The sequence below is a fragment of the Oerskovia merdavium genome (genome assembly GCF_014836755.1).
GTDB classification, from domain to species: domain Bacteria; phylum Actinomycetota; class Actinomycetes; order Actinomycetales; family Cellulomonadaceae; genus Oerskovia; species Oerskovia merdavium.
In genome coordinates, this window is sequence record NZ_JACSQF010000015.1 from 52,127 (window position 1) to 75,800 (window position 23,674).

Consider the following 23,674-nt stretch of genomic DNA (forward strand, 5'->3'; position numbering starts at 1 on the left):
CCCCCCCCCCCCCCCCCCCCCCCCCCCCCCCCCCGGTGCTCGTCAGACCGCGCCCAGGTTCTCCTACCGCTTGACGACGAGCCGGAGCGTCGGCCGTGCCGCCTGCGGCGTGATGTCGAAGAGGTAGGCAATGCCATCGAGCGCCAGGTTCGCGGCGCTGAGAGCCCCGTCGTCGTCGATTTCCGAGAAGCCGTCGCCAGCGACGTGCTCGACCAGTGCGTCGCGGGAGTCAGAGACCATGATCGCGCTGTCGATCTGGAACAGCAGGTGACGAGGGCGGGGTGGGTCGTCGTCAGGACCGTTGCCGGTCCAGTACGGGGCTCCCCCCGCCTTGGTCAGCCGTGCTGTCTGGAAGCCGTGCGAGAACTGGATCGCCTCGGGCAGGTCCCAGAATCGCACCGGGTCGTCGAGCGCCTCGGACTGCTCGGCCGTGAGGCCGTCGTCCGACGGCTCCCACGTGCCGACCCACACCTGCGGCAGCAGGCGAGTCCGCCCGTCGACGACGTCAGCGGGCAGCAGGAGCGGCTGCGCCGCGAGCTCAGCGCGGGAGACGAGCAGGCACGCGTTAGCGCCCGACTCGCCGTCCCAGAAATCGCAGATCCCCTCGTCCTCGCACTTGAAGACGAGCGCCACGTGGTCCTCGGGGACCCGGGGAAGCCACGGGCCGGGCTCCAGGCACAGCAGCGGCGTCATGACGACGCCACACTGGGCGCACACAGGCCAGCGCTCGGCGGGCAAGCCGTAGGGGACGCCACCGAAATGGCTCACGCTCGACGGGTCCGCGCGCGGTGGCGTGATGGTCCAGGTGGGCGTCCACAGCTGCATGCGTGCGAGGCTACCCAGTGGGTCCGACAAGGCGTCAGGACGGCGCGGACCAGCGCAGGACCGGTGATAGCGTCACGAGGCCGCCGGTCCTCGCTCAGCGACCGTGCTCCCCCGCCGACGTCCCCAGGAGCTCCGCCCGATGACCGCGCCCGACGCTCCCCGCCCCACGCCCGAGCAGGCCCGCGAGGTCGCCGCGCGGGCCGACGAGGTCGCCGCGCTGCTCTCGGGACTCGCCGGGGCGCCTGCCCGGTTCCGCGAGCACGTGCGCACCGCGTTCGGGTCGAGCCAGCAGGACAAGGTCCTGGGCGAGCTCTCGGCGATCGGGGTCGAACGCCTGCGCGAGGTCAGCGGCGAACGACTGCGCGTGGGCCGCCTGGTCGACGGGGGCGTCACGACCGTGGGCGACGTGCTCCGTGCGGGACCCGCCGGGCTCGAACGTCTCCCCGGGATCGGGCCGCAGACCGCGACGCACTGCCTCGCTGCCGCAGCCCAGATCGCCCAGGCCGTCCAGGAGACCCTGCGGTTCCGGATCGACGACGCCCCGGGCGACCCGTTCACGACCGGCCTCGTCCAGGCGCTCGCGGGGCTCGACGCCGCGCGCACGGCCGCCACGGTCCACCGGCAGGTGGTCGTCACGTTCCTCGAGGGGCGCTCGGAGCACCGGGTCGCGGCCCAGGAGGCGACCCGAGCGGTCCGGTCCTTCTTCTCGCTGCCCGCGCGACGCCGTCGGGCAGCGGACGCCGTGCACGAGCTCGCCCGGCTCACCCAGGACGCCGAACGGTCCGGGGCCGTCGCGGCCGCCGGGCGCGTCGGCGCCCTCGACACCGCACCCGTCGACGCCTTCGAGGCGTGGACCGACTTCCGGGCGCGCTCGGCGACGTACTACGCGCTGCTCGACGACGTCGTGGACATCGGGCGCGACCTCCAGGCGACCGAGGGCCACCTGCCGCCCGAGCTCCTGGCCCGCGTGGACGACCAGCCGCTCGACCAGTCGCTCCTGACCGCCTCGCTGCGCGGGTACCAGGTGTTCGGGGCACGCTACGCCCTCGCGCAACGGCGCACGATCCTGGGCGACGAAATGGGGCTCGGCAAGACCGTGCAGGCCATCGCCGCGATGGCGCACCTCGCCGCGGGCGGGGCGACGCACTTCCTCGTGGTGTGCCCCGCGAGCGTCATGACGAGCTGGGTGCGCGAGGTGGGGCGGCACTCCACGCTGCGCTCGCTCGACGTCCACGGGCCCGAGCGCGCCGAGGAGGCCGCGCAGTGGGCGCGCGAGGGCGGCGTGGCCGTGACGACGTTCGAGCAGGTCGGGCTCCTGCCGCTCGACCTGCCCGCGCCCGCGATGCTCGTGGTCGACGAGGCGCACTACGTCAAGAACCCCGAGGCCAAGAGGTCGCAGGCCGTGGCCGCCTGGGCCGGACGGACCGAGCGCGTGCTGTTCCTGACCGGCACGGTCATGGAGAACCGCGTCGAGGAGTTCCGACGCCTCGTGTCCTACCTCCAGCCCGACGTCGCCGAGCAGGTCAGCGCCGCGCACGGCGCCGCGGGGGCCGAGAGGTTCCGACTCGCCGTGGCCCCCGTCTACCTCCGGCGCAACCAGGAGGACGTGCTCGAGGAGCTGCCCGAGCTGCTGCAGGTCGAGGAATGGGAGTCGTTCGGTCCGGCCGACGGCGCCGCCTACCGCGACGCGGTGCGCGAGGGCAGCTTCATGGCCATGCGCCGGGCCGCGTACGCCGTCGACCACCCCGAGGACTCGGCCAAGGTGCGCCGGCTCGTCGAGCTCGTCGAGGAGGCCACGGGGAACGGCCGCAAGGTCGTCGTGTTCACGTACTTCCGCGACGTCGTCGACCTCGTGGTGCGCGCGCTGGGCGACCTCGCCGCCGGACCGCTCACGGGCTCGGTGAGCGCCACGAACCGCCAGACGATCCTCGACGAGTTCACGGCCTCGCCCGTGCCCCGGGCGCTCGTGAGCCAGATCGAGGTGGGCGGGGTCGGGGTCAACCTCCAGGCCGCTTCCGTCGTGATCCTGTGCGAGCCGCAGGTCAAGCCCACGACCGAGGCGCAGGCCGTCGCACGCGCCCACCGCATGGGTCAGGTCCGCACGGTGCAGGTCCACCGGCTGCTCGTCGCCGACACGGTCGACGAGCGCATGGTCGAGATCCTCGGCACCAAGGCCCGGTTGTTCGACGCCTACGCGCGGCGCAGCGTCCTGGCCGACGCGCTACCGGGCGCGGTCGACGTGTCGGAGGCACGGCTCGCGCAGACGATCGTCGCGGCCGAGCAGGCACGCTGGCTGGGCGGGGCCCCGGTCGTGGCGGGGACGGGCCCGACGGTCGCCCAGGGGATCGCCACGGACGACGAGGTGCGGGACTTCGACGTGCAGGACGCGCCGGTCGACGCGCCCTGGGGCGACGGCGGCGCCTGACGAGCACCCGCCGGGATGCGGGCGGGATCGCCGACCTGCCGGCTCGCGGACGCTGTGGAGCGTGTCAGGTCCCCGCCACCTCGTCGGTCTTGAGGTCCTCGACGAACGCCCGGAACTCGTCGAGCTCCTCGGGGCAGTAGATCTCGATGATGAGCAGCTGCCCCTGGACCACGCGGCTGTCGGCGACGACGGGCCTGGCCCCGGGGCCGGTGGCCCCGTTCGCGAGCTGCGCGAGGAGAGTCGCCCGGCTGAGCGCCTCGTTGGGGTTCGCGCAGGCCGCTCCGCCGTCCTCGCCGAGGACCCGCACGACCTGGTCCTTGTCGGGGGTCCGTGCCCCGGCTTCCTCGAGCGCGGCGATCAGCTGGTCGGCCTTCTCGTCCGCCCGCGCCGTCTCCCGGACGACGCTGAACGCGAGCACGGCCCAGACGCCCAGGGCGATCAGGATCACGCACGCGCCGATGTAGATCCACCGACGTTCGTGTCGCGGCTGGCTCTCTGCCGGGGTGCTCACGACGCCACCTCCGTCGACTCCGCGTGCTTCCAGGACGGCTTGCGGAACCGGTAGAACAGGAAGGGCACGAACAGGCCCAGGCCCAGGGCCCCGCCGCCCACGATGAGGAAGTAGACCAGCGGGCTGCCCGAAGAGAACTGCGACGGCGGGATGAACCCGACCAGCAGCGCCGCCAAGGAGGCCGCGAAGCCGACCCCGCACATGCTGACGAGCATCGGCGCCCGGAACCCCCGCGGGTGGTCGGGCTGCCTGCGGCGCAGCCTGGTCGCCGCCACGAACATCAGCAGGTACATGATCAGGTACACCTGCGTCGTGATGACCGAGAAGATCCAGTACGCGCTCGAGACGTCGGGGATCAGCGCGTAGGCGAGGCCGATCACGGTGGTCACGATCCCCTGGACCACCAGGATGTTCTGCTGGACACCGTTCTTGTTGAGCCGCTGCAGGAACGGTGGCAGGTACCCCTCCTGACGGGAGATCAGCAGCAGGCCCTTGGAGGGACCGGCGAGCCAGGTGAGCATGCCACCGAGCGACGCCGTGACCAGCATGATCCCGACGATCGGGGTCAGCCACTGCCACCCGAAGTTGGCGAACACCGCGTCGAAAGCCTGCATCACCCCGGCCGTGAGCGAGAGCTCCTCGGCCGGCACGATCCAGCTGATCGCCAGCGCGGGAAGGATGAAGATCGCCAGCACCATGCCCATCGCGAGGAACATCGACTTCGGGAACTGCTTCCCGGGGTTCTTCAGCGACGACACGTGGACCGCGTTCATCTCCATCCCGGAGTAGGACAGGAAGTTGTTGACGATGAGGACGAGGCTCGAGAGCCCGGCCCAGGCCGGCAGCAGGTTGTCGGCCGTCATGGGCGCCGCGGACTCGTTCCCCTGACCGAGGAAGACGACGCCGAGGGTCACCAGGACGACCCCCGGGATCAAGGTCCCGATGATGAGCCCACCGCTCGCGAGACCCGCGACCCCCTTGGTCCCGCGCGAGGAGACCCACACGCCGGACCAGTACACGACGATGATCACGGCGGCCGTCCAGACACCGCTGCTCGCGAGGGCGGGGTTGATGACGTAGGCGAGCGTGCTCGCGACGAACCCCAGCAGGCTCGGGTAGTAGAAGATCGTCATGGCGAACTGGCACCACACCGCGAGGAAGCCCATGGGCTTGGAGATGCCCTCCGAGACCCACTTGTAGATGCCGCCGGTCCACCCCGAGGCGAGCTCGGCCGAGACCAGCGAGGTGGGCAGCAGGAAGACGACCGCGGGCAGCAGGTACAGGAACACGCAGGCCAGGCCGTAGACGGCCATGGTCGGCGCGGCGCGCAGGCTCGCGACCGAGCTGGTCGTCATCATCGCCAGCGCGACCCACGAGATCCACTGGGTGCTCGTCGCGCGGGTGCGGGCGGCCGGGACCGCCGCTGCCCCGTCGACGGGGAGGTCGGCCGGGACGTCGGCGGCGCTCATCGCGCGTCCAGGAGCAGGGCTTGCATGGTCATGAGTGCCTCCGTCGACGTCGTCGGTCAGGCCTTTGTTCGAGTGTGCAGCCCACGGAACCCGGGGCACCTCATCCAGATCGCGTGAACCGTGCCCGCCGTCGAGGGGCGATATCTGCCGTTCAGCCCCGGTCTGGGCTGGTCTGCCCGGCCGTGGCCGAGGTCGGCAGGGTGAAGGAGACGGCAGCCGCCGCCGCAGCGGCGTCGTCGAGCGTCCCCTTCGTCGCGCGGTGGCGGCCGATCACGAAGGCCATGAGCACGCCGAGGAAGCTGAAGATCGCCATCATCCACGCGGCAGCCGCCAGCCCGGAGGCCAGGGCGTCGCTCTGTGCGGCCCCCGCGGCCGTCTGCGTCGCGATCGCGTTCCCGTAGATCGAGGCGGCCAAGGCCGTCGCGACCGCGGCCCCGACGTACCTGGCCATGTTGGAGATGCCCGAGGCCCCGCCGACCTGGTTCTCGGGCACAGCGGCCGTGGCCGCGGCCGACGCAGGGCCGTTGGACAGGCCCATGCCCACCGCGATCGCGACCAGCGGCAGCAGGAACGCGGTGTACGCCCACGCCGAGTCGACGAAGCCCACGATCACGAACCCGGCCGTCGTCAGGGCGAAGCCGAAGCCGATCGTCTGCCGACCACCGATCCGCGCCGCGAGCCGCGGCACTAGCGGGGCGATCACCACGAGCCCCACGGTCGCCGGGAGCGTCGCGAGCCCCGCCTGGAGCGGGGTGAAGCCCAGGGTGGCAGGGTCCTGGAAGTACAGGCTCAACAGGTACATGAGCCCGTTGATCGTGCCTGCACCGATCAGGATCGCGATGGTCGAACCCACCAGGACGCGGTTGCGCAGGAGCGCGAGGTCCACGAGCGGGACGGCCACCCGACCCTCGACGACGACGAACCCGACCGCAGCCCCGATCGAGATCGCGAAGCAGCCCAGCGTGGCGAGCGAGATCCAGCCCCAGTCGCCGCTCTTGGTCACGCCGAGGATGAGGGGTGTGAGGGTCAGGGCGATCAGGACCGTGCCCGCGTAGTCGATCGTCCGCGGCCTGTCGGGGTCCCTCGACTCCGCGACCGTCAACGCCGTGAGGACCATGCAGAGGACCGCGATGCCCGCGTCGATCCAGAACAACCCCTGCCATCCGGTCGCGTCGACGAGCAGCCCGCCCACCAACGGACCGGCCGCGGCCCCCACGGCAGCCGCGGCTCCCCACAGGGAGACGGCCCGGAGCTGGGCGTCGCCCGAGTTCGCGACCGAGAGGAGGCTGAGCCCACAAGCGAGGATGGTCGCCCCCGCCGCTCCCTGGATGACGCGGCCGGCGATGACCATGCCCCCGGACCCGGCCAGCGCGATCATCACGCAGGACACCACGAACAGCAGCAGCCCCAGCTGGAAGACCCTGCGCCGGCCGAACACGTCACCCAACGAGCCCGACGTGACGATGACCGCCGCACCGACCAGCGAGTACCCGGTCACCGCCCACTGCAGCGTGGTGACGGACGTCCCGGTGTCCGCGGAGATCGCCGGGAGCAGGATGCTGACCGCCGACGTGTTCGCGTTCACCACCAGCGTCGAGATGCACGTGGCCGCGAGGACCCCGCCCGCTCTGGCCCCGACCTTCCCACCAACCTGCGCAGCGTCGCTCATCGCACTGCCTTTCCCGTGACCGGCTGGGGCAGGTACCCCTCACACACGGTAGGGCAGATGATCGCGGCGCTCCTGCCGAACGCGCGATCCGGCGGGGCACGGTGCGGGGCTAGTCGTCCCAGCCCATCCTCAGCACCTCGAACGACGTGGCGTGCTCGACGCCCATGCGCGTCCCGCCTGCCCGGCTCATGGTCGCGAGGAACTCGGACGGGTCGAAGTGCTCCCACCCGAGACCGGCGATGTAGGCGGCGTGCGCCCGGAGCGAGGCGACGCCCGCCTCGAACGTCCCGGTCACGTCGACGCCGTGGGCCGCGTCGGGGGATCCGGCGACCCAGACCTGCCGTACGCCTCCCCACGGCTCCAGGCCCGCCTCGACCTGGTCGTGGAAGACCCAGCGGTTGCCTGCGTCGCGCACCGCGTCGACGACCGCGCGGCCCGTGGCGATGTGGTCCGCCTGGTTGAGCATCCCGCCCGGGAAGGTCTCGCGGTAGTTGCCCGTGATGACGACCTCCGGGCGGTGCCGCCGGATCGCCGCCGCGACGGCCGCCCGCAGCGGCAGGCCGTACTCGAGCACGCCGTCGGGCAGGCCCAGGAACTCGACCTCGTCGACGCCGACGATCGCTGCCGACGCCACCTGCTCGGCCTCGCGCACCCCGCGTGCCTCGTCGGGGGCGAGCCCGTCGATCCCGGCCTCGCCGCTCGTGACCATGACGTAGACAACGGTCTTGCCCTGCCCGGTCCACCGCGCGACCGCGGCGGCCGCGCCGAACTCCATGTCGTCGGGATGGGCGACGACCGCGAGCGCCCGCGTCCAGTCCTCGTCGAGTGGGGTCAGGGGCGTCTGCGGTGGTTGCTCCATGCCTCCCACGGTAGGTCCGATGCGGCGTGCCGGCGCGGAGTGGCCCCGGTCGGTCGGGCTCGTCGCGTCCGCGATAGCGTGGACGTCCACCTCGCCGCAGCATCGGAAGGATTCCCGCCATGCCCCTCGGACCGAGCGCCCGCACCTCCCGCGAGACCACCGCGACACTCCACGACGGCAGCTCCCTCACTGTCGAGGTCACCGGCACGGGCCGGGCGGTCGTGCTCCCGGTCAACCCCGTCCCGGCCACGGGCCCCGCGGCCGACGAGCTCAGGAAGTGGGGTGTCGACCCTGCGCTCGGCCGGACGCTGATCGACGCGCTCTCCCCCACCTTCCGCGTGGTCGCGGCAGACTACGAGGGTCACCGCATGGCCCGCCCGGCGGCCGGCACGCTGACCCCGGAGAACGTCACGGCCGACCTGCTCGCGATCGCCGACGCCGCGGGGGCCGAGACCTTCGCGTACTACGGCTACTCGTGGCTCGCGCTGAGCGGACTCCAGCTCGCGCTGCGCACGGACCGTCTGACGGCCTTGGCCATGGGCGGCTTCCCGCCCCTCGACGGACCGTACGCGGGCATGCTCGCGGTCACGCGTGCGACGCACGGCATGACGTCCGCCTCCCCCGCGGCGCCCCCTACCGAGCCCGCGACCGGCCCGACGGCGGAGCGTGAGGCGAGCGACGTCGTCGGGCAGGAGGAGCGAGCGCGGGAGACGGACACCGCACCCCGTGCAGGGGGCGACGCGGCGACGGACCCCGAGGACTTCGACTGGGAGAGCTTCGACATGACGCTCGGCGAGGAGCAGACACGCCAGTTCGTGACGCTCTACGAGGCCCTCGACTCGTTCGACGACCGACGCGTCCTGGACCGCGTGACGTGCCCGCGCCTCGCGTTCGCCGGGACGGCCGACGAGATCGAGTACGGCGAGAGGTGGGGCGGGGTGCACGTGAGCATCGGCGGTGCGCTCGCCGCGCACGCCGACGAGCTGCGCGCCGCGGGCTGGGACGTGGAGCTGCTCGACGGGCTCGACCACACCCGGGCCATGCAGCCCGACGCGGTGCTGCCGGTGCTGGGGCCGTGGCTGACCTCGGTGCTCACCGGGGCATGAGAAGCGGCCCCCGGATCACAGGATCCAGGGGCCGCAGGCCACGTCTCGGGGGCGGGACGATCAGTAGACCGTGAGGCCCTTCGCACGGAACTGGTCGCGCACGCGGTCGACCAGCTCGACGTCGGGAGCGGGGGTGTCGTTGAGCTCGTACTCGCGCCCGAGCGTCTCCCACTTGTCCCGGCCCATCTGGTGGAAGGGCAGGACCTCGACGCGCGTGACCGTGCCGGGCCGGATCTCGTTGAGCGAGGCCGCGTAGTCCGCGACGACGTCGACGTGCTCGGCCTGGTCGGTCAGTCCGGGGACCAGCACGTAGCGGATCCAGACCTCGACCGGGTGCTCGGCCGTGACACCGCCGGGCAGGCCCGACTCGGCGAGCCGTCGCCCGAACTTCAGGGTGGGCTCGAGCGCACGACCCGTGACCTTCTCGTAGGTCGCGGGGTCGCCCGACTTGACGTCGAGGAGCACCAGGTCGGTGTTCGCGAGCATCTCGTCGCTCAGGTTCGCCCCGAGGAAGCCCGAGGTGTCGAGCGTGGTGTGCACGCCCATCTCCTTGGCGCCCGCCAGGATGCGCGCGGCGAACGCGGGCTGCATGAGCACCTCGCCACCCGAGAGGGTCAGCCCGCCCTTGGTGGCGCGGAAGACCGGCAGGTACCGCTTGACGCGGGCCAGCAGCTCGTCGGCCGTGACCGGCTCGCCGTCCTTCATCTGCAGCGTGTCGGGGTTGTGGCAGTACAGGCACCGCAGCGGGCACCCGTTGAGGAAGACCGTCAGGCGCGTGCCCGGCCCGTCCACCGCGGTCACGAGCTCCCACGAGTGGACCGAGCCGAGCTCGCCCGAGCGCATCATCGCGAGCTTGTCGTGCCGGTCGAGGTCCTCGGCCGTCGAGAGGCCGGAGACCCCGGCCCCCGTCCGGCGGCGGGGGGCCTCCGGTGCGTCCAGGTCACTGTCGTGGCCCAGGGCGTCACCGGAGGTCCGCCACGGCAGCGGAGCCGAGGCGACCCCGTCGACCCCGTAGCGGGCGGCGGCACGCGCGGGCACCTGGCCGGCTGCGGGCGTCGAGAGAGTCGTCATGATGGTTCCGCCGTTCTGCGCTCAGAGAGCGCCGTGGAAGGTCCGCGAGAGGACGTCGAGCTGCTGCTCGCGGGTCAGCCGGACGAAGTTCACGGCGTACCCGGAGACACGGATCGTGAGCTGAGGGTAGTTCTCGGGGTGCTCCATGGCGTCCTCGAGGGTCTCCTTCACCAGCACGTTGACGTTCATGTGGTAGCCGTCGCCACCGACCGACGCGTCGAGCAGACCCGCGAGGTTCGCGACCTGCTCGTCCCGGGTGCGGCCCAGGCCGCTGGGGACGACCGTGTTGGTCAGCGAGATGCCGTCCTGCGCCTCGTTGTACGGCAGCTTCGCGACCGACAGGGCCGAGGCGAGCATGCCGTGCGTGTCGCGGCCGTTCATCGGGTTGGCCCCCGGGGAGAACGGTTCGCCCGCACGACGACCGTCGGGCGTGTTGCCCGTGGCCTTGCCGTAGACGACGTTCGACGTGATGGTCAGGACGGACTGCGTGGGCAGCGCGTCGCGGTACATCTTGTGCGAGCGGATCTTCGCCATGAACGACTCGACGAGCTCGACCGCGATCGCGTCGACCCGGTCGTCGTCGTTGCCGTAGGCGGGGTACTCGCCCTCGGTCACGTAGTCCACGACGATGCCGCGCTCGTCGAAGACGGGCGTGACCTTCGCGTACTTGATGGCCGACAGCGAGTCCGCCGCGACCGCGAGGCCGGCGATGCCGCAGGCCATGGTCCGCAGCACCTCCTTGTCGTGGAGGGCCATCTCGAGACGCTCGTACGCGTACTTGTCGTGCGACCAGTGGATGCAGTTGAGCGCCTCGACGTAGGTCTCGGCGAGCCAGTCCATGGTCTTGTCGAAGCGGGCACGGACGTCGTCGTAGTCGAGCGGCTGGCCCTCGGGCACGGGGGCCACGACGGGCGAGACCTGCTTGCCCGTGACCTCGTCCTTGCCGCCGTTGATCGCGTACAGGAGCGTCTTGGCCAGGTTCACGCGGGCACCGAAGAACTGCATCTGCTTGCCGACCGCCATGGGCGAGACGCAGCAGGCGATCGCGGCGTCGTCACCCCAGGCCGGGCGGATCTGCTCGTCCGACTCGTACTGGACGGCCGAGGTGTCGATCGAGACCTTGGCGCAGAAGTCCTTGAAGCCCTGGGGCAGGCGCGGGCTCCAGAAGACCGTCATGTTGGGCTCGGGGGCCGGACCCAGGTTGTAGAGCGTCTGCAGGAAGCGGAACGAGTTCTTGGTGACGAGCGGACGACCGTCGTCGCCCATGCCACCGATGGTCTCGGTGACCCACGTCGGGTCGCCCGAGAACAGGGAGTCGTACTCGGGGGTGCGCAGGAAGCGCACGATCCGCAGCTTGATGACGAAGTCGTCGATGATCTCCTGCGCCTGCTCCTCGGTGATGACACCGTTCGCCAGGTCGCGCTCGAGGTACACGTCGAGGAAGGTCGAGGTGCGGCCCAACGACATCGCGGCGCCGTTCTGCTCCTTGACCGCGGCGAGGTAGCCGAAGTAGAGCCACTGGACGGCCTCGCGGGCGTTCGTGGCCGGGCCGGAGATGTCGTAGCCGTACGAGGCGGCCATGGCCTTGAGCTCGCCGAGCGCACGGATCTGCTCCGCGTGCTCCTCGCGCTCGCGCACGATCTTCTCGCTGAACGGCTGCGTGTCGAGGTCGAGCTTGTCGAGCTTCTTGGCGGCGACGAGCTGGTCGACCCCGTAGAGCGCGACGCGGCGGTAGTCGCCGATGATGCGGCCGCGGCCGTAGGCGTCGGGCAGGCCCGTGATGATGTGCGAGCTGCGGGCGGCACGGACGTTGGGCGGGTAGACGTCGAACACGCCCTGGTTGTGGGTCTTGCGGTACTCGCTGAAGACCTTCTTGAGCTCCTGGTCGACCGGGTAGCCGTAGGTCTCGAGCGCACCCTCGACCATGCGCCATCCGCCGTTCGGCATGATCGCGCGCTTGAGCGGGGCGTCGGTCTGGAGGCCGACGATGACCTCGGCGTCCTTGTCGATGTACCCGGGCGCGTGGGCCGTGATGCCCGCGGGCGTGTGCGGGTCGACGTCGTAGATGCCCTTCTCGCGCTCGGCGGGGAACATCTCGGAGAGCTTGGCCCAGATGCCTGTGGTGCGCTCCGTGGGCCCGGCGAGGAAGGAGTCGTCACCCTCGTACGGGGTGTAGTTGCGCTGGATGAAGTCGCGCACGTCGACCGTGTCCTGCCAGGGACCCGCGGTGAAGCCGGCCCAAGCGGGGACGGTCGCGTCGTCCTGGCCGCCAGTGGTGCTGCGAGCCTCGGAAATGCTGGTCATATCACTCTCCTCGACGTCCACGCCGCGCAGCCTGCGCGGCGGGGGTAAAGACCTTGGTCGACGCGGGAAATCCGTGCCGTCCTGCCGTTCTCCTTCGCCCTTTCAGGCTACGACCCCGAGAGGGTCCGGGGGTGGTCAAGACGCTGTCACCTGGCTCACAGGGTGAACCGTCGGACACCGGGCCACACCCCGCAAAACGGCGGGATTGCAACCTTTCTGTCTGCTGGAACACCTCCGCAGGGCCCGGCATTCCCGCTTGTGACAGTCTTCACATGACCCTTCCTTGGGCGTTCGACAAGTGACTACTCGGGACCAAAGTCCCTTGCGGAATGCACCTCGAGCACTTTCTTCCGCCACCTCGCCACGAGCACCCACGATACGGAGAGAACACCGGCGCGGCATTTCCGCACCGACCATTCTCGGAATCGGCGCCCGGCCCTCCCCCGCGCGGCACCGTCACCCTCCCGGCCAGGGCGCGCGACGCCGTCGGGCTCCCTGCGTGCGAGGAGACCCCGGCGCGTGTGAGACTGCCTCGATGCGAACCATGGGAGTCGAGGAGGAGTTCCTCCTCATCGGACCGGACGGCGTCCCGACCGCCGTCGCCGCCGAGGTCATCGAGGCCGCGAGCACGAGCGAGCCCACCCAGGCGGGGCTCGGAGCATCGGGCGGCTCGGGGCCGGACCGGCCCGGCGACGCTCCCGGCGGGGAGCTCGAGCTCGAGCTCATGGAGGAACAGCTCGAGACCGGCACCCACCCGTGCGCCGACCTGGCGGACCTCGCCCAGGAGATCCGCGACGGGCGCGCGCGGGCCAACAAGGCCGCCGAGCAGCGCGACGCGCGCATCGTCGCGCTCGGCACCTCACCCGTGCCCGTGTCCCCCACGACCGTCGGGAAGCTCCGCTACCTCGAGGCGCGCGCCGCGTTCGGCCTCACGGCACGCGAGCAGCTCACGGGCGGCTGCCACGTCCACGTCGCGGTCGGCTCGGACGCAGAGGGCGTCGCGGTCCTCGACCGGATCGGCCCCTGGCTCGCCCCGCTGCTCGCCCTGAGCGCCAACTCGCCCTACTGGCAGGGCGAGGACAGCGGGTACGCGAGCTTCCGCTCCCAGGTGTGGTCGCGGTGGCCGACGGCGGGCCCCGCGCCCTCGTTCGGCACGCCCGAGGCGTACCGCGCCACGGTCGACGCGCTGGTCGGCACCGGGACCATCCTCGACACCGCGATGATCTACTTCGACGCCCGGCTCTCGGCGTCCTACCCGACGGTCGAGATCCGCGTCGCGGACGTGTGCCTCGACGCGGACACCGCGACCCTGCTCGCGGCCCTGGCCCGCGGGCTCGTGGAGACCGCGGCCCGCGAGGCGGACGCGGGCCTGGCGGCGCCCATGCTGCACCCCGAGCTCCTGCGCACCGCGTCCTGGCGGGCCGGTCGCTCCGGGATCGCCGGAGACCTCGTCTCGCCGCTCACCTGGAAGCCTGCGACCGCGCACGACGTCGTCGGGCAGCTCGTCGCCCACGTGCGCGAGGCGCTCGTCGACGCGGGCGACCTCGACGCCGTGACCGAGCTCCTCGGACGGCTGTGGTCGACGGGCGGCGGCGCGGGGCGCCAGCGGGCGTGGTTCGCCGCGTCGGGCGACCTGCGCGCCGTGATCGAGCGGGCCGCCGAGGCGACGCTCGTCTGAGGCGCTGCGCGACCCGGCCCAGCCGGGCCAGCCGGGCCGTAGGTCGAGCCGACCCGGGACGCAGGACGGGGCCCCGCCCCCCCCGGGCCCGCCGGGCCGTCGGCCGCGCCCACCGGGCCCGCGGGACGGGGCACGGCCCGCGCGGCCCGTGCCCCGTCCTCGTCTCGACCCGCTCGGTCAGAGCAGCGCGAGCGCCGTGAGCGCGTCCCGCGTGACGTCCTGCGCCGTCAGGCGGTGCGTCGTCCTCACCTGGTCGATCGTCATGTGGTCCAGGAAGACCGTGGGCAGCCCCAGCGGGACCACGGGGACCGTGATCCCGGCCTCGACCGCGCGCTGGCCCAGGAGCGAGCCCACGCCGCCGTCGGCGATGCCGTCCTCGATCGTGACCACCAGGTCGTGCTCGCCCGCGAGCTTGACGAGCGCCGACGGCAGCGGCAGGACCCAGGTCGGGGACGCGACCGTGACCTCGACGCCGTGGGCCGCGAGCGCCTCGCCCGCGGCCATGGCGGTGCCCGTCATGGAGCCGACGCCCACGAGCAGGACCTTGCGGGTCGCCGCGGCCGCGGCCTTGGTCTTCTTGGCCGGTGCGGCGTCGTGGCGCGCGACCACGTCGACGCCGTCGAGCGTCTCGATCGCGGGGATGGGCGCGACGACCGCGCCCTTGGGGTAGCGCACGACCGAGGGGGCGTCGTCGATGTCGACCGCGTGGCGCAGGGCCTCGCGCAGCGTGGCCTCGTCGCGCGGGGCAGCCAGGTGCAGGCCCGGCACGATGCGCAGCATGGCCATGTCCCACATGCCGTTGTGGCTCGCGCCGTCCTCGCCCGTGATCCCGGCGCGGTCCAGCACGAACGTCACGCCGGCCTTGTGCAGGGCCACGTCCATGAGGACCTGGTCGAACGCACGGTTGAGGAACGTCGCGTAGACCGCGACGACCGGGTGCAGGCCCGCGAAGGCCATGCCCGCGGCCGACGTCGCGGCGTGCTGCTCGGCGATGCCCACGTCGAACGTGCGCTCGGGGAACGCCTCGGCGAAGGGCGCGAGGCCCACGGGGTGCAGCATGGCCGCGGTGATCGCGACGACGTCGGTGCGCCGGCGCCCGATCTTGACGATCTCGTCGGCGAACACCGAGGTCCAGCCGAAGCGCGAGGGAGCGACGGGCAGGCCGGTCTCCGGGTGGATCTGCCCCACCGCGTGGAAGCGGTCCGCGACGTCCTGCTCGGCCGGGGTGTAGCCGCGGCCCTTCTCGGTGATGACGTGCACGATCACGGGAGCCCCGTACGAGCGGGCCCGCACGAACGCGTGCTCGAGCGCCTCGATGTCGTGGCCGTCGACGGGGCCGACGTACTTGATGCCCAGGTCCTCGAACATGCCCTGGGGCGCGACGACGTCCTTGAGGCCCTTCTTGAGCCCGTGCAGCCACTCGTACGCGAACCGTCCGGGGGCGCCCGAGCGCGAGAGCGTGCGCTTGCCCCAGTCGAGGAAGTTCTCGTAGCCGCGCGTGGTGCGCAACGTCGACAGGTGGTGCGCCATGCCGCCGATGGTCGGCGAGTAGGAGCGGCCGTTGTCGTTGACGACGATCACCAGGCGCCGGTCCTGGCTCTCGGCGATGTTGTTGAGCGCCTCCCAGGCCATGCCGCCCGTGAGCGCACCGTCGCCGATGACCGAGACGACGTGCCGGTCCCGCAGGCCGCGCACGACGTTGGCCTTGGCGATCCCGTCGCCCCAGCTCAGCGCGGTCGAGGCGTGCGAGTTCTCGACGATGTCGTGCGGGGACTCGGCGCGGCTCGGGTACCCGGACATGCCGTCGCGCTTGCGCAGCGCGGAGAAGTCCTGGCGGCCCGTGAGCAGCTTGTGCACGTAGGCCTGGTGGCCCGTGTCGAACACGAACGAGTCCTTGGGCGAGTCGAAGACGCGGTGCATCGCGAGCGTCAGCTCGACCACACCGAGGTTCGGTCCGAGGTGCCCGCCCGTGCGGGACACGGCGGAGACGAGGAACTCGCGGATCTCCGCGGCGAGGGTCTCCACCTGCTGGGGGGTCAGCCGCCGGAGGTCCTCCGGTGACGTGATGCTGCTCAACAGGGTCATAACCGCTCCGTTCCGCCTGCCATTCGACTAGCCCGACAACTCTAGGCCGTCCGGACGGGTGCTCGCGCCCGGAGAGACCCGATCACGACCTCTGCACGCGCCGGGCACCCGATCCACGCTCGCTCTCTCGACAGCCTCCGTAGACTGCAGAGGTGCGCTTCCTGCCGGGCCAGCAGCCCACCACCGACCTGACCTACGGCGACGTCTTCCTCGTCCCGTCCCGCTCCGAGATCACCTCGCGCTTCGACGTGGACCTCGCGTCCGACGACGGTACGGGCACCACGATCCCCCTCGTCGTGGCCAACATGACCGCGGTCGCGGGCCGCCGCATGGCCGAGACCGTCGCGCGGCGCGGCGGGATCGTCGTGATCCCGCAGGACGTGCCGACCGACGTCGTCGCGGACGTGGTCGCCGACGTCAAGGGCAAGGACCCGGTCATCGAGACCCCGGTCGTGGTCTCCCCCACGGACACCGTGCACACCGCGCTGACCCTGATCGGCAAGCGGTCGCACGGCGCGGCAGTGGTGCTCGACGGCGACCGGCCCGTGGGGGTCGTGACCGAGGCCGACTGCCTGGGCGTCGACCGCTTCACGCAGGTCCAGCAGGTCATGTCCGCGCAGCCGCAGACCGTCGACGCGTCGGTCGTGTCAGGTCCCGGCGGTCTGCAGGCCGCGTTCGACGAGCTGCACCGCTCGCGGCGCAAGGTCGCCCCGGTCGTGCGCGACGGACGCCTCGTGGGCGTCCTGACGCGTCGCGGCGCGCTGCGCTCGAGCGTCTACTCCCCCGCCCTGGACGCCCAGGGCCGCCTGCGCATCGCGGCGGCCGTCGGTATCAACGGCGACGTCAAGGCCAAGGCCGCCGAGCTCCTCGCCGCGGGCGTCGACGTGCTCGTGGTCGACACGGCCCACGGTCACCAGGTCAAGATGATCCAGGCCCTGGAGGCCGTGCGGTCGCTGGACCCGCAGGTCCCGATCGTCGCGGGCAACGTCGTGACGGCCGAGGGTGTGCGCGACCTCGTGGCCGCAGGCGCGGACATCGTCAAGGTCGGCGTCGGCCCGGGCGCCATGTGCACCACGCGCATGATGACGGCCGTGGGCCGTCCCCAGTTCTCCGCCGTCCTGGAGTGTGCGGCCGCGGCCCGTGAGCTGGGCAAGCACGTGTGGGCCGACGGCGGCGTGCGCCACCCGCGCGACGTCGCCCTCGCCCTCGCGGCGGGCGCGTCCCAGGTCATGATCGGCTCGTGGTTCGCCGGGACGCACGAGTCCCCGGGCGACCTGCACGACGACGGCACGGGTCGCCTCTACAAGGAGTCGTTCGGCATGGCCTCGGCCCGCGCGGTCGCGGCCCGTGGCGCGGGCGGCTCCCCGTTCGAGCAGGCCCGCAAGGGCCTGTACGAGGAGGGCATCTCGTCCTCGCGCATGTACCTCGACCCGGCCCGCCCGGGCGTCGAGGACCTGATCGACGAGATCACCGCCGGGCTGCGCAGCTCGTGCACGTACGCGGGCGCTGCCTCGCTCACCGAGTTCGCCGAGCGGGCCGTGGTGGGCATCCAGTCCGCGGCCGGCTACGAGGAGGGGCGCCCGCTGCCCGCGGGCTGGTGACCGTCTCCCCGTCCGCGAGCTCGGCCCACGCCGACCTCGCGGCCCTCGCCCAGGACCCGGCCCCGTGGCCGCACCCGTGGCGCTACGCGATCGGCACGCTCGACGAGTCGCGCGTGCGGCAGGCCGCGGTCCTGGTCCTGTTCGGGGTGCTCGACGACGTCCTGGCGGCTCGTGACACGTCCGGGCAGGACGCGCCGGACGACGCGCCGGCCTCGCCCGTGCCCGCCGACCTCGACGTGCTCCTGCTCGCCCGTGCCTCGACGCTGAGTCACCACCCGGGCCAGGTCTCGTTCCCCGGTGGACGGCTCGACGACACGGACACGGACCTTGTCGACGCGGCCCTGCGCGAGGCCGTCGAGGAGACGGGGCTGGACCGCGACGGGGTCGAGGTCCTCGGCGCCCTGGACCCGCTCCCCCTGCCCGTGAGCAATCATGTGGTGACCCCCGTGATCGCGTGGTGGGCGCGGCCGACCCCGGTCGCGGTCGTCGACTCGGCCGAGTCGGCGCACGTCTTCCGGGTGCCCGTCGCGGACCTGACGGACCCCGCGAACCGGCGGACCGCCGTCGTGCGCCGGGGCCGGAACGTCCACAAGAGCCCCGCCTTCCTGGTGTCCGCGGACGGGCGCGAGCACCTCGTGTGGGGGTTCACGGGCGCGATCCTCGACGCGCTCCTGGACCGGCTCGGCTGGGCAGAGCCGTGGGACGCGGCGCGCACGGTCGAGGTGCCGGTCTAGTGGCGCTGCGGCCCGTCGCGGAGGTCGACGTGACCGTCGAGCTCGTGCGCGCCCTGCTCACCGCCCAGCACCCCGACCTGGCCGCCCTGCCCCTGGACCTCGTCGCGAACGGCTGGGACAACGTCGTGCTGCGCCTGGGTGACGACCTGGCCGTGCGGGTTCCGCGCCGTGAGGCCGCGGCCGGGCTCGTGGCGCACGAGCAGGAGTGGCTGCCAGGCCTCGCGCCGCGCCTCCCCCTGCCCGTCCCGGCACCCGTGCGCGTGGGGACCCCGTGCGCCGATCCCTTCTTCCCCTGGGCCTGGAGCGTGGTCCCGTGGTTCGACGGTCTGAGCGCCCTCTCCGTCGATCGAGCGCTGCGCCGCGCGTTCGCCCCCGACCTCGCCGCGTTCCTCGCGGCCCTGCACGTCTCCGCCCCTCCCGAGGCGCCCGTCAACCCGTACCGGGGCGTCCCCCTGGCCGCGCGTGACGAGTCGGTCCGGGAGCGCCTCACGTCGGGCCAGGTGCCCGACGGCAGCTCTCTCCTCGACCTGTGGTCCCACCTCGTCGAGGTCCCGGCCTGGGACGGGCCGGCGCTGTGGCTGCACGGCGACCTGCACCCGGCGAACCTGGTGCTCGCGCCGGGCGGCCACCGGTTGGGCGCCGTGGTCGACTTCGGGGACATGACGAGCGGGGACCCCGCCACGGATCTCGCGACCGCCTGGATCACGTTCGACGCCGTGGGTCGCCGCGTGTTCCGCGACGCCATGACAGCCCGCTGCGGGACCGACGACGCGACGTGGGAGCGGGCCCGCGCCTGGGCGCTCGTCCTCGGCACAGCCTTCGCGGCCCACTCGGACGACGACCCCGCGTTCGCCGAGCTGGGCGCACACACGCTCGCGCAGGTGCTCGGCGACGACTGACCGCGCCGTCGGCGGCTCATGTGCTGCCGGCGGCGAGACGCCTACTCCTCGGGCACTCCGAGCGACAGGGAACGAGCACCGCGGACGCAGGCCCGCCAAGTGACGCTCCACGCGATCACTCCGGTCACGAAGGATGCCACGACGCACGCGAGGACGATCCCGTACGGCAGGCTCATCGTCTCTCCCGGGACCGGAGGGATCGAGAGGACCAGGGCCAGGACACCACCCCCGAACACCGCGACGGCGACCGGTGCAACGATCCGACCCGCGAGCACTCTCTTGACGAACGCGTCGCTCGGAGCCAACATCTGGATCGCGAGCAGCGATCGCACCGCCCGCAACAGCTCGTTCGAGTAGTTCGACCAGAGGGCGACCAACGTCAGGACCAGACCGATCGAGCCGAACCACGTGAGCCATCGCATCTGGTACAGGGACGACGCCGTCCCGACGACGAAGCCCTCCCCGGGAAGCTCGGCCTGCCACATCGGAACGCTCAGCGCCCCGAGCTGGTCGCGCAGTGCCTCCATCTCGATCGGGGTGCCATCTCGACGGGTGACAAGCACCGTGGCCCCCGGGCCGTCCTCGATCTCGTCCACGCGGTGACCGACCTCCGTCCCCGCGACGTAGGCGAGCCATGAAGGCGGTCGGCCGCCCGGGACGAAGGTCTCGACGTCCTCGCCACGCGGCGCCACGACCGACATCCCCTCCCCGTCCGGCTGGATCGCGGCCACGACGTAGTCACGCCGCAGGGCGTCGAGGGTGAGCTCCCTCGACTCGGCCCCGGCTTGTCGAAAGGTCTGGATCGTCGCCACCGAGCCGCCGAGGTGTCGCTGCACCGCCAGTGCCTGAGCTGCGTCCTGCCCCAGAGTGGTGAGCAACCCGCTCGTCACCGTCACGATCACGACGATGATCGCCGCGGTGGCCCCGAATCGCGCGGCGGGCCGCGGCCGTGCCAGCAGCTGTGCCGCCCCGGTGAGACCTGCCGCGTCTCCTGCACCCCACGCCACGGCGCGGCGGCGGCGGGCGTACAGCTCGATCCACACGACGGCGTCCGCAGGCAGTGCCGCCAGCGTGAGAGTCGTCCCCACGAGAGCGATGATCGGCACGAGGTCCACCCGCCCTTCACCCACCGCGATGTTCTGGCCGATCACCGTGATCGCTGCGAGCACGAGCGACAGACCACCCCGGGCGACGCGGGCGACGGCCAGGGTCCGCGCCAACCACGACGGCCCTGACGACGACCGGGGACGGTCTCTGCGCCGCTCGGCCTTCAGGCCGACACGCGACGAGCAGGCCCAGGCACTCAGGACGAGGGCGGCGACGAACGCCACGACGACGAGCACACCTCCGGACCTGACGTCCTGCGCATCCACGGCGAGAGACGCCCCTGGCAGGGCCACGTCGACGACCAGGAACAGCACGGTGCCGAGGAGCGCGACGAGCGCACCGAGCCCCCACGGGGACCTCGACTCGCCCCACAGCAACGCTCGCACCTGCCGCGGCCGCATGCCCAGCATCGTGACGATCCGGACCCTGCGCGCCCGTTGGACGGCCCCGATGCGGATCCCGGTGAACAGGAGCCACGTCGCAGGAACGACCAGGAGCGCGATCTGGACGCCGAGGAAGGTCGCCAACGGTCGTCGGTCGGCGATCGCCCGGGGCTGTTCGAACCGGTCGCTGCCGAAGCCGGTGATCAGCTCGGCGGACTCGGGCGCGAGACGACCTTCGGCGCCGACGTAGACCAGCCCCTCGCCATGTTCCACGAGTCCTTCTCGGTCGACGAGACCGATCAGCGTGCCGTGCCGTGTCCGGTCCCCGACCGACACACCGAGTGCCTCCGCGACAGCCGGGGAAAGGAAGACCTCGCCCGCTCTCGGCCATCGGGCGAGCCCCGGAGGGAGTGGCGGATCCTCGACGAGAGGCGCGAGATAGACGACGTCGACCTGCCTGCCGTCCACCAGGTCGAAACCGTGCCGCCACAGCGCTCGGGGCTCCTCGTCGGGAAAGAGCGCGGCGATCCGCCCCGCGCGCTCCTCGGCCCTCGAGTCCCACCCGGCGTACGTCGCCGTCGTGATCGCCAACGAGACCACGCTGAGCACGAAGGCTGCGACTCCCGCAGCCAGGATCGCGCCGCGCAGCGGCTCGAAGCGTGAAGCCCGCCGGAGAGAGGCCCCGACGACGCGCAGTGCGGTCACGCCTGAACCTCGTCGGTGGCGAGCACGCGCTCCAGGTGGACGACTCGGTCCGCGCGCGCACTGATGAACGGATCGTGCGTCACGACGAGAAGTCCACACTCCCGACGGGCAGGCGTGTCGAACAGGACGTCCGCGACGCGGTCCCGGATCGCTGGATCCAACGAGCCGGTGGGTTCATCCGCGAGGACGAGCGTCGGTTCGTTGACGAGCGCACGGGCCAGGGCGGTGCGCTGACGCTCCCCACCGGAGAGGTGGTCGGTGGCCTCGCGGTCGGTGGGCACACCGAAGGCTTCCAGCAGCTCGGTCACCCGCGCGACAGCAGGTTCGCGGGGGCGACCGACGATGAGGGCAGGGAGTGCGACGTTCTCGACCGGGGTCAGCTCTCCCAGCAGCTCGCCGTGCTGAAAGACCACTCCCAGATGCTCCGCACGTAGCCGTGCCAACCTCGACCGGCTGAGCCTGGTGACGTCGTGGCCCGCGACGAGAGCGCGGCCGGACAGCGGCCGGACCGTGCCGAGGACGCAGTTCAGCAGGGTCGTCTTTCCCGTACCCGAGGGGCCGACGATCGCCACCGACTCACCGCGCTCGACCCGTACGTCGAACGCGTCGAGGACGAGGCGCCCACCCAGGGCCACCGAGAGCCCTTGGACGTCGAGCGCGATCACCACGATTCCCTACCCTCCGTCCTCACTCCCTACCATCCGGTCTTCTTCTCGGCCGAGCAGGTCATCGGCTTGACACCGCCGTTGGACCGACAGGCGCTGATGTGAGTCACCTTCTCTCCACCGTTCGTCACGCTCTGTACGATGCTCGTCATGTCTCCGGACTTGTTGACGACCGAACCCTTCGATCCGTAGCTGCTCCGCCACGGGGCACTGACGAACTTCCCGTCCTTGACGGTGTCGTGCGCGTAGACGCTGTGCCACTGGGCTCCAAGGGACGACCCGACATGTTCCGCCCTGGCGCCAGCGGTCGAGATCGAGACGGCGTGCGCTGAACTCACACCCATCCCTACGACGAGGACGACGCCAACGGCGACTGCGACAAGATTCTTCCTGCTCGGCACGCGATTCCTTCTTTCGTGATTCAAGAGGCTCATCCGGCTCGACCCGTCGGGGGCGCCTTCGCCCCGACGGGAAACAACGATCAGTACCCGGTGTCTTTCCAGGACGAGCAGGTCATCGGCTTGAGTCCTGTGTTCGAACGGCACGCCTTGATCCGGGAGACCTTCTCGGCATGGCGGGTCACCGACACCCAGGTGGTCGCCGTGAAGTCACCGCCCTTGTTCGTCACTGAACCGCTCGATCCCAGGTTGCTCTCCCAGGGACCACTCACGAAATGGCCATCGCCGGCGGTGTCGGTGACCTTGAGCTCATGGCGCCACTCCTTCGGCCCGCTCCAGTACTGCCGACGATCCTCCACCTTCGCTCCTGCTGTGGTCACCGAGGCAGCGCTCGCAGCGCTCACTCCCATGGAGATCACCAGGAACGCACCAATTGCCACTGAGGCCAGCTTCTTCGCGTGCCGCATCTCTCGTCTCCCTGTCGGTCAGTCTCACCGTTGGCCGGGCAACTCTGCTCCGCCGTGCGAAACTAGCATTTAGACTAATACTAGGCAAACCGGCCCAAACGGACTTGTTGGTCGGTTCTCGCGTCTGAGAGATCGGCGCCGGGCGCCCCTGCTCACGAAACCCAGGCGTCAGCCATCATGGTGTATGACCTCGACCACCAAGACCCGCCCGCACGACGGCGACGTGGACGCCTTCCTCGCGACCGTCACCCACAAGGTCCGGCGCCGCGACGCGGACACGCTCCTGGCCCTCATGCAGCGCGTCACGGGCGAACCGCCCGTGATGTGGGGGCCGTCGATCATCGGGTTCGGCCAGTACCACTACGAATACGCGAGCGGGCGCCAGGGCGACGCCGGGGCGGCCGGGTTCTCGCCGCGCAAGGCCGCGTCCACGGTCTACCTGCCCGACGGCACGGCCGCGCACCAGGACCTGCTGGCTCGCCTCGGCCCGCACACCGCGAGCCTCGTGTGCGTGTACCTCAAGGACCTGTCGAAGAACGACCTCGACGTCCTGGAGGAGATCGTGCGCCGCTCCTACGCGGCCGTGACCGCGGGCACGTTCACCCAGCGGGCGCGCGAGTCCTCGTCCTGACCGGAGCACGACGACGGGGCGCCCCACCCGAAGGTGGGACGCCCCGTCGTCGTACGTCCTGGGCGGGGTGCGCGGCACCGTC

At 71.8% G+C, this 23,674-nt stretch carries 19 protein-coding genes; 7 read left to right on the forward strand and 12 right to left on the reverse strand.

Annotation, left to right across the window (positions count from 1 at the left end; all coding sequences use genetic code 11):
* Nucleotides 1-63: 63 nt before the first annotated feature.
* A complete protein-coding gene (locus H9641_RS14490; protein ID WP_191804972.1) occupies nt 64-825 on the reverse strand; it encodes a YwqG family protein in 762 nt (253 codons plus the stop codon).
* A gap of 139 nt (nt 826-964) precedes the next feature.
* On the opposite strand from H9641_RS14490, the gene H9641_RS14495 reads away from it, so the two are divergent.
* Nucleotides 965-3,250 carry a DEAD/DEAH box helicase gene (locus H9641_RS14495; RefSeq protein WP_225220517.1) on the forward strand — a complete coding sequence of 762 codons (2,286 nt, stop codon included), beginning with the start codon at nt 965-967 and terminating at the stop codon, nt 3,248-3,250.
* 64 nt (nt 3,251-3,314) lie between these two features.
* On the opposite strand, the gene H9641_RS14500 is transcribed toward H9641_RS14495, so the two are convergent.
* From H9641_RS14500 to H9641_RS14515, 4 genes are all read right to left on the reverse strand, one after another.
* On the reverse strand, nt 3,315-3,761 hold the full coding sequence (locus H9641_RS14500) for a hypothetical protein (RefSeq protein WP_191804973.1): 447 nt from the start codon (nt 3,759-3,761) through the stop codon (nt 3,315-3,317).
* Complete coding sequence (locus tag H9641_RS14505; protein ID WP_191804975.1) at nt 3,758-5,230, reverse strand: APC family permease; 1,473 nt, start codon at nt 5,228-5,230, stop codon at nt 3,758-3,760. The genes H9641_RS14500 and H9641_RS14505 overlap by 4 nt, the downstream gene beginning before the upstream one ends.
* A gap of 151 nt (nt 5,231-5,381) precedes the next feature.
* Nucleotides 5,382-6,899: an MFS transporter gene (locus H9641_RS14510; protein ID WP_191804977.1), complete on the reverse strand. Its 1,518-nt coding sequence runs from the start codon at nt 6,897-6,899 to the stop codon at nt 5,382-5,384.
* A gap of 109 nt (nt 6,900-7,008) precedes the next feature.
* A complete protein-coding gene (locus H9641_RS14515) occupies nt 7,009-7,758 on the reverse strand; it encodes a PIG-L deacetylase family protein (protein ID WP_191804979.1) in 750 nt (249 codons plus the stop codon).
* A 119-nt stretch (nt 7,759-7,877) separates the two neighbouring features.
* On the opposite strand from H9641_RS14515, the gene H9641_RS14520 reads away from it, so the two are divergent.
* On the forward strand, nt 7,878-8,864 hold the full coding sequence (locus H9641_RS14520; protein ID WP_191804981.1) for an alpha/beta hydrolase: 987 nt from the start codon (nt 7,878-7,880) through the stop codon (nt 8,862-8,864).
* A 60-nt stretch (nt 8,865-8,924) separates the two neighbouring features.
* Here the strand turns inward: H9641_RS14520 and pflA are convergent, their stop codons facing one another.
* Both pflA and pflB read right to left on the reverse strand, forming a co-directional pair.
* Nucleotides 8,925-9,935, reverse strand: coding sequence for a pyruvate formate-lyase-activating protein (pflA, locus tag H9641_RS14525; RefSeq protein ID WP_191804983.1), 1,011 nt, complete (start codon nt 9,933-9,935; stop codon nt 8,925-8,927).
* Between the two features lie 21 nt (nt 9,936-9,956).
* Nucleotides 9,957-12,239, reverse strand: coding sequence for a formate C-acetyltransferase (gene pflB / locus H9641_RS14530; RefSeq protein ID WP_191804985.1), 2,283 nt, complete (start codon nt 12,237-12,239; stop codon nt 9,957-9,959).
* A 535-nt stretch (nt 12,240-12,774) separates the two neighbouring features.
* On the opposite strand from pflB, the gene H9641_RS14535 reads away from it, so the two are divergent.
* Complete coding sequence (locus H9641_RS14535; RefSeq protein ID WP_225220518.1) at nt 12,775-13,917, forward strand: carboxylate-amine ligase; 1,143 nt, start codon at nt 12,775-12,777, stop codon at nt 13,915-13,917.
* 177 nt (nt 13,918-14,094) lie between these two features.
* On the opposite strand, the gene dxs is transcribed toward H9641_RS14535, so the two are convergent.
* The gene (dxs, locus tag H9641_RS14540; protein ID WP_191804987.1) at nt 14,095-16,002 is read right to left on the reverse strand and encodes a 1-deoxy-D-xylulose-5-phosphate synthase; all 1,908 of its coding nucleotides are present in this window, start codon (nt 16,000-16,002) and stop codon (nt 14,095-14,097) included.
* Between the two features lie 152 nt (nt 16,003-16,154).
* On the opposite strand from dxs, the gene guaB1 reads away from it, so the two are divergent.
* The 3 genes from guaB1 to H9641_RS14555 are packed head-to-tail and all read left to right on the forward strand — an operon-like array spanning nt 16,155 to nt 19,236.
* Nucleotides 16,155-17,603: a GMP reductase gene (gene guaB1 / locus H9641_RS14545; RefSeq protein ID WP_056650132.1), complete on the forward strand. Its 1,449-nt coding sequence runs from the start codon at nt 16,155-16,157 to the stop codon at nt 17,601-17,603.
* Entirely contained in the window at nt 17,600-18,337 is a 738-nt protein-coding gene (locus H9641_RS14550; protein ID WP_191804989.1) for an NUDIX hydrolase, read from the forward strand. Before guaB1 ends, H9641_RS14550 begins: the two co-directional genes overlap by 4 nt.
* The gene (locus tag H9641_RS14555) at nt 18,337-19,236 is read left to right on the forward strand and encodes an aminoglycoside phosphotransferase family protein (protein WP_191804993.1); all 900 of its coding nucleotides are present in this window, start codon (nt 18,337-18,339) and stop codon (nt 19,234-19,236) included. The genes H9641_RS14550 and H9641_RS14555 overlap by 1 nt, the downstream gene beginning before the upstream one ends.
* Nucleotides 19,237-19,277: 41 nt before the next feature.
* Here H9641_RS14555 and H9641_RS14560 read toward each other — a convergent pair whose 3' ends face one another.
* The 4 genes from H9641_RS14560 to H9641_RS14575 all read right to left on the reverse strand — a co-directional run bounded on the left by H9641_RS14560 (nt 19,278) and on the right by H9641_RS14575 (nt 22,961).
* A complete protein-coding gene (locus H9641_RS14560) occupies nt 19,278-21,431 on the reverse strand; it encodes a hypothetical protein (protein ID WP_191804996.1) in 2,154 nt (717 codons plus the stop codon).
* Entirely contained in the window at nt 21,428-22,099 is a 672-nt protein-coding gene (locus H9641_RS14565; protein WP_318244606.1) for an ABC transporter ATP-binding protein, read from the reverse strand. Before H9641_RS14565 ends, H9641_RS14560 begins: the two co-directional genes overlap by 4 nt.
* Nucleotides 22,100-22,125: 26 nt before the next feature.
* Entirely contained in the window at nt 22,126-22,497 is a 372-nt protein-coding gene (locus H9641_RS14570; protein ID WP_191805000.1) for a hypothetical protein, read from the reverse strand.
* An 80-nt stretch (nt 22,498-22,577) separates the two neighbouring features.
* Nucleotides 22,578-22,961, reverse strand: a complete 384-nt coding sequence (locus H9641_RS14575) for a hypothetical protein (RefSeq protein WP_191805002.1) — start codon at nt 22,959-22,961, stop codon at nt 22,578-22,580.
* Nucleotides 22,962-23,145: 184 nt separating this feature from the next.
* Between H9641_RS14575 and H9641_RS14580 the strand changes: the two genes are divergently transcribed.
* A complete protein-coding gene (locus H9641_RS14580) occupies nt 23,146-23,592 on the forward strand; it encodes a DUF1801 domain-containing protein (protein WP_191805004.1) in 447 nt (148 codons plus the stop codon).
* The last annotated feature ends 82 nt before the right edge of the window (nt 23,593-23,674 follow it).